Annotated in this window: 13 protein-coding genes; 7 read left to right on the top strand and 6 right to left on the bottom strand. The window is 42.7% G+C overall.

Features of this window, described 5'->3' with window-relative positions:
• Window position 1 precedes the first annotated feature (1 nt).
• The gene (locus BFS30_RS18500; protein WP_069380646.1) at window positions 2–2,329 is read right to left on the bottom strand and encodes a TonB-dependent receptor; all 2,328 of its coding nucleotides are present in this window, start codon (window positions 2,327–2,329) and stop codon (window positions 2–4) included.
• A gap of 100 nt (window positions 2,330–2,429) precedes the next feature.
• Here BFS30_RS18500 and BFS30_RS18495 point away from each other — a divergent pair, with 100 nt between their 5' ends.
• The 4 genes from BFS30_RS18495 to pdeM are packed head-to-tail and all read left to right on the top strand — an operon-like array spanning window position 2,430 to window position 8,213.
• Window positions 2,430–3,470 (top strand): ligase-associated DNA damage response exonuclease, encoded by a 1,041-nt coding sequence (locus tag BFS30_RS18495; protein WP_069380645.1) that lies wholly within the window; start codon window positions 2,430–2,432, stop codon window positions 3,468–3,470.
• Window positions 3,467–5,059 (top strand): ATP-dependent DNA ligase, encoded by a 1,593-nt coding sequence (locus tag BFS30_RS18490; RefSeq protein ID WP_069380644.1) that lies wholly within the window; start codon window positions 3,467–3,469, stop codon window positions 5,057–5,059. The genes BFS30_RS18495 and BFS30_RS18490 overlap by 4 nt, the downstream gene beginning before the upstream one ends.
• Window positions 5,060–5,065: 6 nt before the next feature.
• Window positions 5,066–7,591, top strand: coding sequence for a ligase-associated DNA damage response DEXH box helicase (locus BFS30_RS18485; RefSeq protein ID WP_069380643.1), 2,526 nt, complete (start codon window positions 5,066–5,068; stop codon window positions 7,589–7,591).
• Window positions 7,575–8,213, top strand: coding sequence for a ligase-associated DNA damage response endonuclease PdeM (gene pdeM / locus BFS30_RS18480; protein ID WP_069380642.1), 639 nt, complete (start codon window positions 7,575–7,577; stop codon window positions 8,211–8,213). The genes BFS30_RS18485 and pdeM overlap by 17 nt, the downstream gene beginning before the upstream one ends.
• A 22-nt stretch (window positions 8,214–8,235) precedes the next feature.
• Here pdeM and BFS30_RS18475 read toward each other — a convergent pair whose 3' ends face one another.
• The 4 genes from BFS30_RS18475 to BFS30_RS18460 are packed head-to-tail and all read right to left on the bottom strand — an operon-like array spanning window position 8,236 to window position 11,543.
• On the bottom strand, window positions 8,236–8,865 hold the full coding sequence (locus BFS30_RS18475) for a hypothetical protein (RefSeq protein ID WP_083252108.1): 630 nt from the start codon (window positions 8,863–8,865) through the stop codon (window positions 8,236–8,238).
• Window position 8,866: 1 nt separating this feature from the next.
• Window positions 8,867–10,135 carry an adenosylmethionine--8-amino-7-oxononanoate transaminase gene (gene bioA / locus BFS30_RS18470; RefSeq protein WP_069380641.1) on the bottom strand — a complete coding sequence of 423 codons (1,269 nt, stop codon included), beginning with the start codon at window positions 10,133–10,135 and terminating at the stop codon, window positions 8,867–8,869.
• Entirely contained in the window at window positions 10,132–10,572 is a 441-nt protein-coding gene (locus BFS30_RS18465; RefSeq protein WP_069380640.1) for an NUDIX domain-containing protein, read from the bottom strand. The genes bioA and BFS30_RS18465 overlap by 4 nt, the downstream gene beginning before the upstream one ends.
• On the bottom strand, window positions 10,569–11,543 hold the full coding sequence (locus tag BFS30_RS18460) for a cation diffusion facilitator family transporter (RefSeq protein ID WP_157263104.1): 975 nt from the start codon (window positions 11,541–11,543) through the stop codon (window positions 10,569–10,571). Before BFS30_RS18460 ends, BFS30_RS18465 begins: the two co-directional genes overlap by 4 nt.
• A gap of 135 nt (window positions 11,544–11,678) precedes the next feature.
• On the opposite strand from BFS30_RS18460, the gene BFS30_RS18455 reads away from it, so the two are divergent.
• On the top strand, window positions 11,679–12,872 hold the full coding sequence (locus tag BFS30_RS18455; protein WP_208602986.1) for a pyridoxal phosphate-dependent aminotransferase: 1,194 nt from the start codon (window positions 11,679–11,681) through the stop codon (window positions 12,870–12,872).
• Between the two features lie 496 nt (window positions 12,873–13,368).
• On the opposite strand, the gene BFS30_RS18445 is transcribed toward BFS30_RS18455, so the two are convergent.
• The gene (locus BFS30_RS18445; protein ID WP_069380637.1) at window positions 13,369–14,610 is read right to left on the bottom strand and encodes an ABC transporter permease; all 1,242 of its coding nucleotides are present in this window, start codon (window positions 14,608–14,610) and stop codon (window positions 13,369–13,371) included.
• Window positions 14,611–14,883: 273 nt separating this feature from the next.
• On the opposite strand from BFS30_RS18445, the gene queA reads away from it, so the two are divergent.
• Window positions 14,884–15,933, top strand: a complete 1,050-nt coding sequence (gene queA / locus BFS30_RS18440) for a tRNA preQ1(34) S-adenosylmethionine ribosyltransferase-isomerase QueA (protein ID WP_069380636.1) — start codon at window positions 14,884–14,886, stop codon at window positions 15,931–15,933.
• Between the two features lie 83 nt (window positions 15,934–16,016).
• Window positions 16,017–16,691 carry a 2-C-methyl-D-erythritol 4-phosphate cytidylyltransferase gene (locus BFS30_RS18435; RefSeq protein ID WP_069380635.1) on the top strand — a complete coding sequence of 225 codons (675 nt, stop codon included), beginning with the start codon at window positions 16,017–16,019 and terminating at the stop codon, window positions 16,689–16,691.
• The last annotated feature ends 29 nt before the right edge of the window (window positions 16,692–16,720 follow it).

Below are 16,720 nucleotides of genomic sequence, written 5' to 3'. Positions count from 1 at the left end.
ACTAAAATTTAAAATTCCAGGTTACCGAAGGAATGATCCCAAATAAAGTGGTTCTTACCACCTGTGTTCTGGTTGCATCATCCGGATCATCCTTAAAGTCAATAGAAAATGCATTCTGACGGTTATATAAATTATATATTCCAAAAGACCAGCTCGACTGCAGCTTTTTCCCTGGTTTGCCTTCCAGTGTAGCCGCAACGTCCAGTCGGTGGTAAGCCGGAGTCCGGTATCCGTTCTTTTCTTTATAATAAAACGCTGTCCTTCCGTTTACCTGATATTTACCGCTTGGATAAGTCACCGCATTTCCGGTATTATACACAAAAACAGAAGAGAAAGTCCAGCGTGGACCAGCTTTATAGATCCCTACAAGTGAGAGGTCATGCGTTCTGTCTTGCTTTGCATAAAACCATTTGCCTTCATTGATGGCATCAAACTGCCGCTCAGTTCTGGAAAAAGTATAACCAATCCAGCCGTTAAACTTGCCGAATCTTTTCTTAAAAAATAATTCTATACCGTAAGCACGGCCATCTCCATATAACAGATCGGCTTCTACATTTCCATTCCCTCTCAGATCAGTCCCGCTTCGGTATTCAATCTGGTTCTGCATTTGTTTATAGTAGATCTCCGCAGAAAACTCATATTTGTCTTGGTTGAAATTCCTGAAATACCCCAAAGCAACCTGATCTGCAATTTCAGGCTTCACGTTATTGCTGTTCATGATGTATAAGTCTGTCGGAGAAGTGGAAGTTGAGTTAGACATCAGGTGGATGTTCTGAACGTTCCGGGTATAGGCTCCCTTTAAGGAACTTACCGTATTCAATTGATAACTGGCAGAGAAACGTGGCTCCAGGTTTAAATAGTTCTTTACAAACGCCCCGGATTTATAAGATTTGGTCTGAATGGTATTTCCCTCAGCGTCATAGGTTTTAAAATTACCCGGTCCCAACAGGGAGAACCCGCTTAATCTGAATCCGTAAACCAGGTTTAGCCGCTCATTGACGGCCCATTCATCTGATATATAAATTGCCGACTCCAGCCCTTTACGGTTTTCATAAGTAGTTTCGTTGACGCTTGAACGCTCATCTGAAGTCAGTTTTCCAGGTGCAATGGTATGGTGAATCAGGTTTAAGCCGAACTTCAGGTTATGGTCGTTACTCAGGCTGTACTCAAAATCCTGTTTCAGGTTAAAGTCCTTAATAGAAGAGTTGACCTCAAAATTGTTGTCCTCCATAAAGTTCTGGATGACATAATTGTAATTGCTGTAAATAAGAGAAGTATTGGAGAACAGCTTATTGCTATAGAGGTGGTTCCAGCGCAAAGTGACGGTTGCATTTCCCCAGTTAAAACCGAATGTTTCGGCAAGGCCAAGTTTATCCCTTCCAAAATATCCGGATAGGTACAGGGTATTTTTTTCATCCAGCTGATAGTTTGCCTTGGCATTAACATCATAAAAATAAAGGGTGTTTTTGTTGATAGAACTATCCGAAGAAAGCTTAAAAAAAGCATCCAGATAAGTTCTTCTGGCGCTGACCATAAAAGAGCCTTTGTCTTTGACAATCGGGCCTTCCACTTTAAGCCTGGACGAGATCAGTCCGATTCCGCCCTCTGCCGTAAACTCCTTACGGTTTCCATCGTTCATTTTAATATCCAGCACCGAGGCCAGCCTTCCGCCATATTGCGCCGGCATTCCCCCCTTATAAACGCTCACATCTTTGATCGCATCAGAGTTAAAAGTAGAAAAGAAACCCAGTAAATGGGAAGCATTGTATACCGGTGCTTCATCCAGCAGAATCAGGTTCTGATCGGTAGAGCCGCCCCTGACATAGAAGCCGCTATTCCCTTCTCCCGCCGATTTTATTCCGGGCAGCAATTGCAAGGTTTTCAGGATATCGCGTTCACCTAATAATACAGGAACATTATTGATCTCCCTGACATTTATCTTTTGCAGTCCCATTTGCGGACTACTTACATTTTCATTTTTCTTAGTCGCAGAAATGACCACCTCATCGAGCTGGTTGTCTTCTTCCAGTGTAAAGTTCAGCCTGGTATCTTTAGACAGTTCTACCGTTTTCTGCACAGTTTTATACCCAATAAAACTAACAGAAACTTCATAGTTGCCATCAGTCACATTGAGAGAATAAAATCCGTAGGCGTTAGTTATTCCGCCGGCAGAAACCGGCCCGATCAGCTTTACACTAGCTCCTATTAAGGTTTCTCCGGTTTTTGCATCACTGACATTTCCATTTACCGTTCTTCTGGTCTGGGCATTTGAATATTGAAACAGGGCAATTAATAAAAGTATCAGTACAACTCTATTGGTATCAGGCATAAAAAATTGAGTATATGGATGTTGTAAATATATGTACAACTGCTGACACTTTTCAAAATTCCTCCTCAAACTTTATAGCCAGGGTTTTGTTGATAAAAGGATGGCTTTAATCAGATTCACTAATAAGGGCATATACTGCGAGCAGGGCGATTTTTATATCGATCCATGGAAGCCTGTTAAACTTGCAGTGACCACGCATGGACATGCTGATCATGTAAAATGGGGAAACCAGGCTTATCTGTGCCATGAGTTAACAAAGCCTATTTTGCTGCACCGCCTCGGCCCGGAACTGACAATCCAGACCCTTGCTTACGGAGAGGAAATCAATATTAACGGAGTAAAACTAAGCATGTTTCCCGCGGGCCATGTGATCGGTTCCGCACAAATCAGACTTGAATATAAAGGAGAAATAACCGTGGTTTCAGGTGATTACAAAGTAGAATATGATGGGATCAGTACTGCTTTTGAGCCTATAAAATGCCATACCTTTGTTTCTGAAAGTACTTTTGGCCTCCCCATTTATAAGTGGCTACCTCAGCAGCTCATTTTTGATCAGATCAGCACCTGGGTCAATGACAATCAGGAACAGCACAAAACGAGCGTTTTGATCGCCTATAGTCTTGGCAAGGCGCAAAGGTTAATCAAAGGGCTCAGTGAAGCCGGTCGTCCGATCTATGTGCATCAATCTATTGCCAACCTGAATGACGCATTCATACGATCAGGGGTCACACTTCCGGAAACCATCAGAATCGGTCCTGAAATCAGGAAGGATGAACTTCAGCAAGGGATTGTGATTGTTCCGCCTGCCCTTGCCGATGGGCGCTGGATAAAAACACTTCAACAGGCAGCAACAGGAGTTTGTTCCGGATGGATGCAGGTGAGAGCCGGAAGAAGATGGAGAAGTGCCGATGCCGGATTTGCCCTGAGTGACCATGCCGACTGGCCGGGATTGCTTTCGGCGATCAAAGCCACCGAAGCAGAAAAAGTTTTTGTTACCCATGGCTTTACCGCTACTTTTTCAAAATACCTGAACGAGATTGGAATTCTGGCAGAAGAAGTAAAAACACAATACGGTGCAGAAGATGATGAAACGGAAATCGGTTCCCCCGAGAAACAGGTCATAAAGGAGGGCATAGATTGAAACGTTTTACCGCACTGATCGCTCAGCTGGAATTGAGCAATAAGACCAACGATAAGATCGCTGCCCTGGTTCGTTATTTTAATGAAGCAGAGGACCTGGACAAACCATATGTGATCGCCATGTTTACCGGAAAAAGACCCCGGCGACCAGTCAGCACAGCGCTTATGAAAGAGTGGGCCATCAACCTGAGTGGTATCCCAGCCTGGTTATTTGCAGAAAGTTACCACAGTGTAGGTGACCTCAGTGAAACCATTGCGCTGATCCTTCCCCCTCCTACAAGCACCACTGATCTTCCCTTACACCAATGGATCAATGCACTTGCAGCGCTCAATGGTCAGGATGATGAAAGCAAGAAAAGATTTATTGAGCGCGCCTGGGACAGCCTGGATATGCAGGAAAGATTCGTCTTTAATAAGCTCATTTCCGGCAATTTCAGAATCGGCGTTTCCAACAAGATGCTGGTCAATGCGCTGGCAAAACAAAGCGATCTGGAAAGCAATCAGATTATGCACAGCATTATGGGCAAGTGGAAACCTGATGAAATCAGTTATCAGGAACTAATTGCCGGTGCACATGTAGATACCGACCGGTCCTGGCCCTATCCTTTTTGCCTTGCTTATGCTTTGGATACGGAACCACAATCTCTCGGTAACATTAAGGAATGGCAGGCAGAATGGAAATGGGATGGCATCCGCGGACAAATTGTGAAACGCGGCGGAGAACTCTTCATCTGGTCGCGGGGGGAAGAACTTGTAACCGATCAGTTTCCGGAATTACATTTCCTCATCGATCATCTGGAAGACGGGACTGTGCTGGATGGAGAAATTCTTTCTGTTAAAGAAGGAAAAATACAACCTTTCAGCCTTCTTCAGCAACGGCTAAACAGAAAAACCATTTCCAAAGCACAGCTGCTGGCGGCACCGATTGCCTTTTATGTTTATGATCTTCTGGAATATCAGGGGGCCGACCAAAGAGGAAAAACCCTGCAAGTCCGAAGGGATCAACTTACTACAGTCATAAAAAATACCGGAAATCAGGAGGCAATTGTCATTTCGCCTGTAATCAATGTGGAATCCTGGGAGGCTCTTGCCTTGTTAAGAGCTGATTCCAGATTACAGAACAGTGAAGGACTCATGCTCAAAAAACTCGACTCCCTTTACCATAGCGGCAGAAAAAGAGGTGACTGGTGGAAATGGAAAATCAATCCGTATACGGTAGATGCCGTCATGATATATGCTCAGAAAGGTAGTGGCAGAAGGGCGAATTTTTTCACCGATTATACTTTTGCCGTTCGTGATGGAGAACAGCTCATTACCATTGCCAAGGCTTATTCCGGGCTAACCGATCAGGAGATCAAAGAGGTGGATGCTTTCGTCAGGAAAAATGCCATAGAAAAATTTGGTCCGGTACGTACCGTAAAACCTGAACTTGTGTTTGAAATTGCTTTTGAAGGAATTGCCGAAAGCAAGCGGCATAAAGCTGGCCTCGCTTTACGCTTTCCAAGGATTGCCCGATGGAGAAAAGATAAAAAAGCAGCAGAAATCAATACATTGGAAGACTTAAGACAATTGTTGCAGTCGACCTTATAAGCTGATATGGAACTAGAAAAGAGCAAAGGATACAAAGAGGTCATCAAATGGCTTAAACTGAGCAGGAAAAAACCTTTTCAGTTCCAGACTGATGCCTGGCAATATTATGCAGAAGGGTATTGCGGCCTGGTGAATGCCCCGACGGGGTTTGGAAAGACCTTTTCTCTTTTCCTCGCTGTAGTGATTGAGGAACTGAACAGTCGTGCAGCACAGGCTGCTGTAAAGCCCAAAATAAAAGCCACAAAAAAAGCAGCAAGAGCAGTTACCGGATTAAAGCTGATCTGGATTACTCCCCTGCGTGCGCTGGCTAAAGATCTGGCACGTGCCATGCGGGAAGTTTGTGCAGAACTGGAACTGGACTGGCAGGTTTCCGTAAGAAACGGCGATACTACCGCAGCAGAAAAACTGAAACAGAAGAAACAGATGCCGGAGGTCCTGATCATCACTCCAGAAAGCATGCACCTGCTCTTAGCCCAGAAAAACACCGATACACATTTCCATCAGCTCCAATGTATAGTTGCCGATGAGTGGCATGAGCTCCTGGGCAGTAAACGCGGTGTAATGGCTGAACTGGCCATTTCCAGAATCAAAGGAATTGTCGGAGAAAAACATCCGGAAAGGCTGCTCAGAATCTGGGGGATCTCTGCAACGATCGGAAATATGGAACAGGCCCTCGAAGTCCTTGTTCCGGATCAGGATGTCTTTAAAATCATCGTCAAGGCAGAGGTCGATAAGAAAATCGAGATCAGGTCCATCCTGCCTGATCACATTGATATGCTTCCCTGGGCCGGACACCTGGGGCATAAGCTGGCGCATAAACTTTTACCCATCATCCATAAAAGTAAAACCACCCTCATTTTCACCAATACCCGCGGACAGGCCGAATTATGGTACCAGAACCTGCTGACGCTGGATGAAAATCTGGCCGGATTAATTGCAATACACCACGGCTCTATCGATTATGAATTGCGCAACTGGATTGAAGACTCCCTGCATTCCGGTGCACTGAAGGCGGTCATCAGTACCTCCTCTCTGGATTTGGGTGTGGATTTCAAACCCGTAGACACAGTGGTGCAAATTGGCTCTCCAAAGGGTGTAGCCCGTTTTTTGCAACGCGCCGGCCGTAGTGGTCATTCTCCTCATGAAACCTCGGTGATTTACTTTTTACCTACTCACGCCCTGGAGCTGGTGGAGGCGGCAGCCATAAAAGAAGCGGCTAAAACGCAACAGATAGAAATCAGGGACCCTATAGTGATGGCTTTCGACACCCTGATCCAATACCTGGTTACACTGGCTGTGGGCGATGGTTTTGATGATCAGAAGATCTACAGGGAAGTAAAAGCAACTCATGCTTTCAGCGAATTACTCCCTTCAGAATGGGGATGGGTAATGCAGTTCATTACCTCCGGCGGCGATAGCCTGGCGGCTTATACAGAATTTAGTAAAGTCTTAAAAAAAGAAGGCTTATGGAAAGTGGAAAGCCGTCAGATTGCCATGCGGCACCGCCTGCATATCGGAACAATAGTAAGTGATCCCATGCTCAAAGTAAAATATCTTGGCGGTGGATACATTGGCATGGTAGAGGAATCTTTTATCTCCAAACTGAAAGCGGGGAATAGTTTTAGTCTTGCAGGCCGGGTGCTGGAATTTATTATGGTAAAGGAAATGACAGCTTTAGTCAGACGTAGTAAACTGAAAAGAGCCATCACTCCCAGCTGGATGGGCGGAAGGATTTCTCTAAGTGCCAACCTGGGCAGTATCCTAAGGAAAAAATACAATGAAACCCTGGATAAAAACCATCAGGATGAAGAACTTGACATCATCCTTCCCTTATTCGAACGTCAGGCAAAGGTCTCTCATGTTCCTAAAAGTGATGAATTTCTGATTGAACTGATCCATACCAAAGATGGTTATCATTTTTTCGCTTATCCTTTTGAAGGCAGACAGGTGCATGAAGTAATGGCGGCATTAATTGCCTACAGGCTAAGCCGTAAAACCCAGATCAGCTTTTCCATTGCGATGAATGACTATGGATTTGAGCTGTTGAGCGAATATCCGATTCCGGTGGACGAAAAAAACATCAACACTTTATTTAGTCCGGAAAACCTTGGAGAAGACATTGTAGCCAGCATCAATTCTACGGAAATGGCAAAACGTAAATTCAGGGATATCGCCTGCATCTCCGGACTGGTATTCCAGGGTTTTCCGGGTAAATATACCGCCAATAAACACCTCCAATCTTCTGCCGCATTATTTTTCAATGTTTTTAGTGATTATGACAAACATAATTTATTATTGCGCCAGGCTTATGATGAGGCTTTCTATCAGCAGATTGAAGAGCCCAGGTTACTGGCTGCCTTACAACGCATACAGCGGAGTAAAATCATCCTGGTAAAACCGGAAAGCTATACTCCTCTTTGTTTTCCGATTAAGGTTGACAGTTTAAGGGAGAACATGAGTACGGAAGAGCTGGAAAAAAGAATAGCAAGAATGACTGCGGAATCAAAAAAGAAAAATGACGATCAGCTGTAACGGAGAAGAATTGATATTGTGTAGGGAAAGGGCCATATATTGGACTGCTCAAAAGACATTGATCATTAGTGACCTCCATATCGGAAAAGCGGCACACTTCCGGAAACATGGCATCCAGGTTCCATCCAGCATCGGTCATGATGACCTGCAAAGGCTAAGTAAGCTGATTGCCCTTTATGATCCTCAAACCCTCCTCATTACGGGAGACATGTTTCATGATAAAATCAATAGTGATGTCGCTTTATTTTCGGACTGGAGAAAGGAGTTCGGTACTTTAAAAATTTTGCTGATCAAAGGCAATCACGATAAGCTGGCGGTCAGCAATTACCGGTCGCTGGACATTGAACTGGTGCAGAAAGAGCTGATATCCGCTCCTTTTCGCTTCATCCATGACCAGCCGGAATTGTCAGGTCAGCCGTACTATACGATTTCCGGACATATTCATCCCGGGGTAACGGTTTATGGAAAAGCCAGACAAAGGCTAAACTTTCCTTGTTTTTATTTCGGAGAAAACCATGCCATATTACCGGCATTCAGTGCCTTCACCGGATTGAGCAGGATCCATCCTCAAAAGAATGACCGCTTTTATGCGATCACTCCTTCGGGTATTGTTGCACTTTAATGTAAGTGCTGTGGTCAATTGATTAGTTTGCTACAGGAGCAGCCACACCAGTCTGCAAGGCCAGTCCCTGCATCCAGTCGCTAAACATGTCCTGCTCAATTTTGATTACCAGATCCGCATGTTCTTCCCAATCCGGGGAGAATGTTTTCAGCTGGTTCAGCATTTCTTCCAGATGTCCTTCTTCTTCCAATATGATCGACTTGACATTGACTTTACTTCCGGCATCGGTAAGCACATCCTGATAAATCGGATACAGCTCATCGGCACGGACTTCAATGGCATAAGTCACGAATAAATAGGCGCCAAATTTCAATTCATAACCTGTTAAATTGAAATGCTGCTTCAGATAACGGCAAACGGCAACATCCAATGCATTTAAGTAAAACTTGGTATGATTAGGTGCCAGCAATTCATCATTGGTATAGGTTTTACATAGGTTACCATCCAGTTTATCCAGTTGTTTCTTTAAATAATAAGCGTGGCGGTGTTCTTCTGCGGCATGTTTCAAAATGATCAGGTTTACCTGTTCTTTATGCTCCGATGCAGAGATTTTTTTTGCACCGGCATTTTCCATATAAGACAGGGTATTTAACCATTTTGCATGTAATTGGTTATCGCTCACTATATTTTCAAGAATCGCTTTGATTTCCATGTTATATATCGTTTAATGCTTGTTGAATTGTTTGGTAAATATAGTCCAGATCTTCATCACTGATGATATATGGGGGCAAAATATAAATGGTATTGCCCAGTGGCCTCAGGATAATGCCTCTTTCCAGAAAATAAAGATACAATTGATTGCGGAGGCTGCTCAGGTAAGAAGTATCATTTCCGGTTTCCCATTCCAGCACAAGAATGGTGCCTTTCTGCCGCACATCCCGAACTTTAGGATGCTCCTTAATCTGAGTGGCAAAGGCTTCATTTTTACGCTTTATCCTTTGAATATTAGGTAAAGTTTCCGCGCTAAGCAGGATATCCAGACTGGCCAGTGAAGCGGCACAAGCTACCGGGTTTGCCGTAAATGAATGCCCGTGATACAAAGTTTTAAGTTTATCATCACTTAAAAAAGCATCGAATATTTTTTGATTACAGGTGGTTACGCCAAGGGGCATAGTCCCTCCTGTCAATCCTTTTGAAAGACAGAAAATATCGGGTTTTGAGTGCAAGGTTTCACAGGCGAAATAAGTTCCTGTACGTCCAAATCCGGTCATTACTTCATCGGCAATGGTCAGGATTCCGTGCTTCTGACAAGTTTCGATCAGTTGATCCAGGTACTCCGCCTCGTACATCAGCATTCCTCCGGCGCCAAGTACCATCGGTTCAAAGATAAAACAGGCCACTTCATTACTCAGGTAATTAATTTTCGACTTTAGCTGTTCTATATTTTTTTCTGTAGGCAGGTCTATAAATTCCACTTCAAACAACATGGATTTAAAAGGATCAGTAAAAATACTGCGTCCGCTTACCGACATCGCACCAAAAGTATCGCCATGATAAGCTTCCTTAAAGGCAATGATCCTGGTACGTCCTTTATGTCCGGTATTGGACCAGTACTGAAGGCACATTTTCAAAGCCACCTCCACTGATGTAGAACCATTATCCGTATAAAAAACCTTTTCCTGATCACCAGGAAGCAGCTCCAGTAGGCGTTCTGCCAGCTGTACTGCCGGTTCATGTGTAAATCCGGCAAAGATCACATGTTCCAGTACACTCAGCTGTTCCGCCACCTTTTTTGCAATATGCGGATGTGCATGTCCATGGATATTTACCCACCAGCTCGAAACCGCATCTATGTATTTCTTCCCATCTTCATCAAATAAGTAAACCCCTTCTCCCCGAACAACAGGAATATGTGGTAAGGCATTCTTCATTTGGGTATAAGGATGCCAGATTACTTTCTGATCTCGTTCTGTTAAGCTCATGTTGTTTGTTTAATGGTCAGCAGCTCCACTACTGTCTGATCCGTTTTAAAGGTAACATCCCCGATTTTAAGCGTGGCGAGGTCCACCCACCTGAAAGATTGCAGGCTGTGTTCATCAAAGTCAAATACTTCTGATTTGAAAGTAAGTTCCAAAGGATGAACTGCTTTTACGAGGTAATAAATACTTAAGATCTGGCTGTCATTAAAAGAAGATTTCTCGTAGAAATCTGTCGTATAAAAATGTTCCAGGACTTCAATTTCGGTATTACACTCCTCCATAAACTCTCTTTTCAATGCATCAATCAGGCCCTCTCCCAATTCCAGTCCGCCACCAGGGAATTTACTAAAGGTCCTTCCCCCCGACTGCTCATCACTGATCAGTACCTGGTTTTTGTCGTTAACTAGCAGGCCATACACCCTTACATTAAAATAGCTCATTGGAAATGTTTTTTATTTTTAGTTGCATTCTCTACGGTCCAGGCAATTTCCTTATCAAAGGGTTCCGACCTCACAGGGCAGTGCTTCATGTTACAATAGTGGCAACATTCCGGCAAACAGGGATCCGCATGAATAAAAAGTTCAGTTTTATGCTCTGCCTTTACATTGATCAGTTTATCAATATCAGATATTTCCTGATGCACCTTCACCAGATCAAAATAATAAGGCAGCGTAATGTGGCAATCAATATGAAGGTCGGCCCCGTACTGTTGTGCCCGAAGGTTGTGGACATCAAGCCAGGCATCATGCCTGTTTTCCTGCAGGATCGCCACAATATCTTTTACCAGTTCCACATTACTTTCGTCCATCAATCCGCCCACAGATCGTCTGGTGAGCTTATATCCGTTAAAAATAATGTATAATCCCAGCCCAATAGAAATCGCACTATCCAGCCAGAAGATTTTCGTCAGCTGAATCAGCACGATACCTGCTACCAGTCCGGCGCTGGTAATGGCATCGGTAAGCAGGTGTTTCCCATCTGCTTCCAGTGTAATAGAACGGTGTTTTTTTCCGGTATTGATGAGGTAAAAACCAACCAGAAGATTGATCACCCCCGTAACTCCGATAATCGTTGCTCCTTCAAACAGTTGAGTAATTGCTTTTGGAAATAAAAGGTCGTAGCCCGATTTAAAGACAATGATCAGTCCGGCGAGGGCAATGAGTACCCCCTCTACAAAAGCGGAGAAGAATTCTACCTTACCATGTCCATAAGGGTGGTTTTCATCCTTCGGTAAGGTAGCCAGATAAATACTGTAAAATGCAAATCCACTGGCCAGTACATTCACAATGCTCTCCGCAGCGTCGGTCAGTATGGCATTAGAATGTGTGATGAAATAAGCCACGAACTTGGCAAGCATCAGCACAACACTAATGCATAAGGAAACGAGTATGGCTTTTTTCTGAGGTAGCAATTTACAGAGTTTAGCTGTCAAAAGTACATTTTAACAAGGAAATTATATTAAAAAGTATTTTTTTTAGTTTATAATTCGGTTAGGTTTCTATATTTGCTATCTCACAAAATTATATTTGCTTGCGCACAAATTATTATGACATTTTTATCCAAAAGAATCAATAACCTTTCAGAGTCACAGACCATTAAAATGGCTAAGTTAGGCAGAGAACTATCCGCAAAAGGGATAGATGTAATCAATCTGAGCTTCGGTGAGCCGGACTTCTTTACGCCTGAATTCGTTAAGGAAGCAGCAAAGACTGCTGTAGACGAAAACTATTCGTATTACACCCCTGTTTCAGGATATCCTGAGTTGCGTAAGGCGATTGCCGAAAAGTTATTGAGAGAAAATGGATTAAACTACAGTTTTGATCAGATTGTGGTATCTACGGGTGCAAAACAATCTCTGGCCAATGCAGTCATGTGTCTGGTAAATCCGGGAGAAGAGGTTATTGTACCTACTCCATACTGGGTTTCCTATTCTGAAATGATCAAACTTGCAGAAGGTGAAACGGTATTCATCAATGCCTCAGTAGAAAACAATTTCAAAATTACAGGAGCAGAACTGGAAGCAGCGATTACGCCAAAAACCAAATTGTTCATGTTCTCTTCTCCATGTAACCCTACAGGATCTGTATACAGCAAAGAAGAGCTGGCAGACCTGGTTGCTGTATTCGAAAAATACCCGAACATTTATATCATCTCTGACGAGATTTACGAGCACATCAACTTTGTAGGTAAACATGCTTCGATTGCGGAGTTTGACTCGATCAAAGACAGAGTAGTCCTGATTAACGGATTCTCTAAATCCTATGCAATGACCGGATGGCGTGTAGGTTATATGGCGGCTAACAAAGAGCTTTCCAATGCCTGCGACAAAATGCAGGGCCAGATCACTTCAGGAACTTCTTCTATCGCACAACGTGCTGCTATGGCAGCATACCAGGGTGGATTAGATACCGTAAATGCAATGGTACAGGAATTTAAAAGTCGCAGAGACATCGTTTTTGCCTTATTAAAAGAAATACCCAACATCAAAGTAAACCTTCCCGACGGCGCATTTTATTTCTTCCCTGAAGTTAAAGCATACTTCGGTACGAGCACCGGCGATTACAAAATCAACAATGCTGAGGACCTTTGTCTATACCTGTTAAACGAAGCTCATGTATCTACCGTTACCGGTGAAGCTTTCGGAAACGAAGATTGTATCAGAATTTCTTATGCTGCTGCAGAAGATAAATTGAGAGATGCAGTTTCCAGAATCAAAGCTGCTTTAGAAAAATTAAGCTAGTTACGACATTCATATATCATAAGGGCAGGTTTCTTTAAAGGAACCTGCTTTTTTTATTTAGGCTGCGCTCATTTAGTTTTATCTTTCAGGAGAAATTAAGTGTTGATCAAAATATCTATCTCCTTTTCATCCCCGAATCTTTGCTGAAGGGCAAATATTCGAATGTCTTCAAAGCAAATAGATATTTTGATCTGAAACAATGATTGCTCCATCGCATGATACAACGGCATATCTCTTAAAGATAAGAGTCAATGTAAATCACAGAAAAATCTCCAGGAAAAACAGTTTGCTCTGAAAAGGCATAGAAAAGGTAACTACACCTCTATACCTGCCCGGGTCGAGGTTTGTCAGTGGAGCGAGTAACAAATCTGTGTAACATTTCTTCAGGAAAAACAGCTTGCTCTGAAAAGGCATAGAAAATTTTGCGCCCTTCAGCGCAAAAGATTTCAGCCTTTGATGAGTATGCTGTTTTTCCTGAAGAGGGGGCAGGATTTCGTTAGGAGCGAATTGCTTCAACAGGGTCTAGTCGTGATGCCGAAAACGCTGGCCAGAACCCTGAAATCGTACCAATGACAACCGATATTGTTACGCCTAACATCACATTCTTCCAGAACAGGATCATTTCAAACCCACCCGCCGTTAATGCTAAAGTCAGTAAATAGACGAGTAATAGTCCCAATGCCCCTCCAAGCAGGCATAGTGCTATTGCTTCAAACAGAAACTGCAGAAGTATAAAATAGTTTTTAGCGCCCAATGACTTCTGAATTCCAATGATATTTGTTCTTTCTTTGACAGATACGAACATGATATTAGCGATTCCAAAGCCTCCGACAAGAATGGAGAAACCTCCGATTACCCATCCGGCGATGTCCACTACTCCGAACATCTGATCGAGTTGATTGGAGGCGATTGTACTTTTATTCAGGGCAAAATCATCCTCTGCACCTGGCTTGGTTCTACGGATTGCTCTCATCGCCCCTCTGATTTCGCTTTCTACTTCTTCCAAAGCGATATAATCTTTACCTCTTACGGTGATTGTCGGATCATAACGTTCGCTTTCCACATCCATTATTCCTTTGGCAAAGTTCAGGGGGATCAGGATATTTTTATCCTGAGACATGCCCATCATATCTTCGCCTTCTTTTTTAAACACCCCTACTACCGTTAGCCTTCTGGCCATCACTGTGATAGATTTACCGATGGCGGGCTGGCCATTAAACAAACCTTCGGCGATATCGGCACCAATAATAATTACCGGGGATCCGGATTTACCTTCATTATCGGTAAAATACCGTCCTTCCTGAAAATCGAGGTTCCATGTTTTATTAAAATCCTGAGAGGCGGCTCTTATTCCTCCACCCTCTACAGAGTTACTTCTATATTTGATTGTTCTGCCATTGGCAGAGATTTCGTAAGATACCCCCTCCACATATTCCAGGCGGTCTTTCAGTCCTTCATAATCTCTTAAGGAAGCTTCAGGTCTGTTCATATATTTCCACCATGGGTAATCGCCAAAGCCACCCCAAGGCCATTTTTGAACAAATACTGTACTGGAGCCCAGTTTATCGATACTGGCTTGTAGTTTACTCCTAAGAGTATCTACAGCAGAGAACACGAAGATAATCGTAAAGATACCAATGGTAATTCCTAATAAGGAGAGCATTGTTCGCATTTTATTCTGGCGCAGTGCATCTAATGCAAACCGAAAACTTTCGCCTATTAGTCTGAAAATAATCATAATTGAGGTTTAGACCAAAAGTACCTAAAAAGGTTACAGTAAAATCTTATATAATATAAAAAATACATGACACAGCGAGATCTTTTAAAATTGTGATCGCTTCGTAGCGGATAAAAATAAATGTATACTAATGAAACCATTATCCGCATACGGTTTATAAATGGCAACAATATGCTGATGATAGCTTCATAACCGATAAAAAATAAATGTATACTAATGAAAAAGAAGATTATATTTCTTAAATTTGCACCCTTAATTATCACATCGAAAAATATGAAGTTATCTCAATTTAAGTTTAATCTACCTGAATCATTAGTTGCCAATAATCCTTCAGAACACAGGGACGAAGCCCGTTTAATGGTTTTGCATAAAGATAGTGGCAAAATTGAACATAAAATATTCAAGGATGTTTTGAGTTATTTCGATGACAAGGATGTCATGATTTTAAACAACACCAAGGTTTTCCCTGCGCGTTTATACGGAAATAAAGAGAAGACAGGTGCGACTATTGAGGTCTTTTTATTAAGAGAGTTAAATAAAGAATTACGTTTATGGGATGTTTTAGTAGATCCTGCACGTAAAATCCGCGTTGGAAATAAATTATATTTCGGTGATGACGATTTGTTGGTTGCTGAGGTTGTAGACAATACTACTTCCCGTGGGCGTACCATCCGTTTCTTATTTGACGGTACAGATGAAGAATTCAGAAAGAATATCGAAATTTTAGGAGAAACTCCGCTACCAAAATACATCAAACGTAAGGCTACTGCTCAGGATAAAGAGCGTTACCAAACGATTTTCGCTAAGCATGAAGGTGCTGTTGCTGCTCCAACTGCAGGTTTACACTTTAGCAGAGAGCTGATGAAAAGACTGGAACTGAAAGGTGTTAATTTCGCCGAGGTGACTTTACACGTTGGACTAGGTACTTTCAGATCTGTTGAAGTAGAAGATTTAACCAAACATAAAATGGATTCTGAGCAATTCATTATTGAGCAGAAAGATGCAGATATCGTAAATAAGGCGATTGAAGAAAAGAGAAAGATCTGTGCGGTAGGTACGACTTCCATGCGTGCAATTGAATCTGCTGTTTCTTCAGGAAGAATGCTTAAAGCGGCCAACGACTGGACCAGCAAATTCATCTTCCCTCCTTATGATTTCAGCATTGCCAATTCAATGATCACAAACTTCCATACTCCTGAGTCTACTTTATTGATGATGGTGAGTGCATTTGGCGGTTATGACTATGTGAGGAATGCTTATGATGTAGCATTGAAAGAAAAATACCGTTTCTACAGTTATGGAGATGCGATGTTGATCATCTAAGTAAAATATAAAAACATAGAAATAGGAGATTTTGAACCATTTTGGTTTAGATCTCCTATTTTTGTTTTAAAGATACAGCACAAATGAAATATTACGCAGTTATCGTTGCAGGTGGATCCGGAAGCAGGATGCAGAATAAAATTGCCAAGCAGTTTTTATTACTGGATGGAAAGCCAGTCCTGATGCATACTATGGAGGCCTTTGCCGCCTGCGCCTTGAATCCCGAAATTCTGCTTGTCCTGAATATCCATCAGCATCAATACTGGGAAGAGCTTTGTAAAGCCCATAGCTTCACGATTCCCCACCAACTGATCAAAGGCGGAGAGCAACGCTTTCACTCCGTTAAGAACGGCCTTAAGGCCATTAAAGGCAAAGGTATTGTAGCTATACATGATGCCGTCAGGCCATTAGTGAGTCCGGAGCTAATTTCAAGATCTTTTGAAGCTGCAGAAGCCGAAGGAAATGCGGTTGCAGGTATCCAGCCTACAGACTCTGTCAGAAAGATCAATTTTGATGGAAAGACTGAAGCTTTGAACCGGAATGAGCTGTTGCTGATTCAAACTCCTCAGACTTTTAACATAGACTTATTGAGAAAAGCCTACCAGCAACCCTTCAGAAATGAATTTACAGACGATGCTTCTGTTGCCGAATACTCCGGGTTTACCATCAATATCATTGAAGGTGCCCGGGATAACATTAAAATCACTTATCCGGAAGACCTGGAGATGGCTTCCTTTTTAAAAAAGAAAAGCTCCTGAAATCAGGAGCTTTTCTTTTTATATCATCT

Origin of the sequence: Pedobacter steynii (genome assembly GCF_001721645.1) — a bacterium.
GTDB lineage: Bacteria > Bacteroidota > Bacteroidia > Sphingobacteriales > Sphingobacteriaceae > Pedobacter > Pedobacter steynii_A.
Note: the sequence above shows the minus strand (reverse complement) of the source record. Positions and strands in the feature narration are given on the sequence as shown.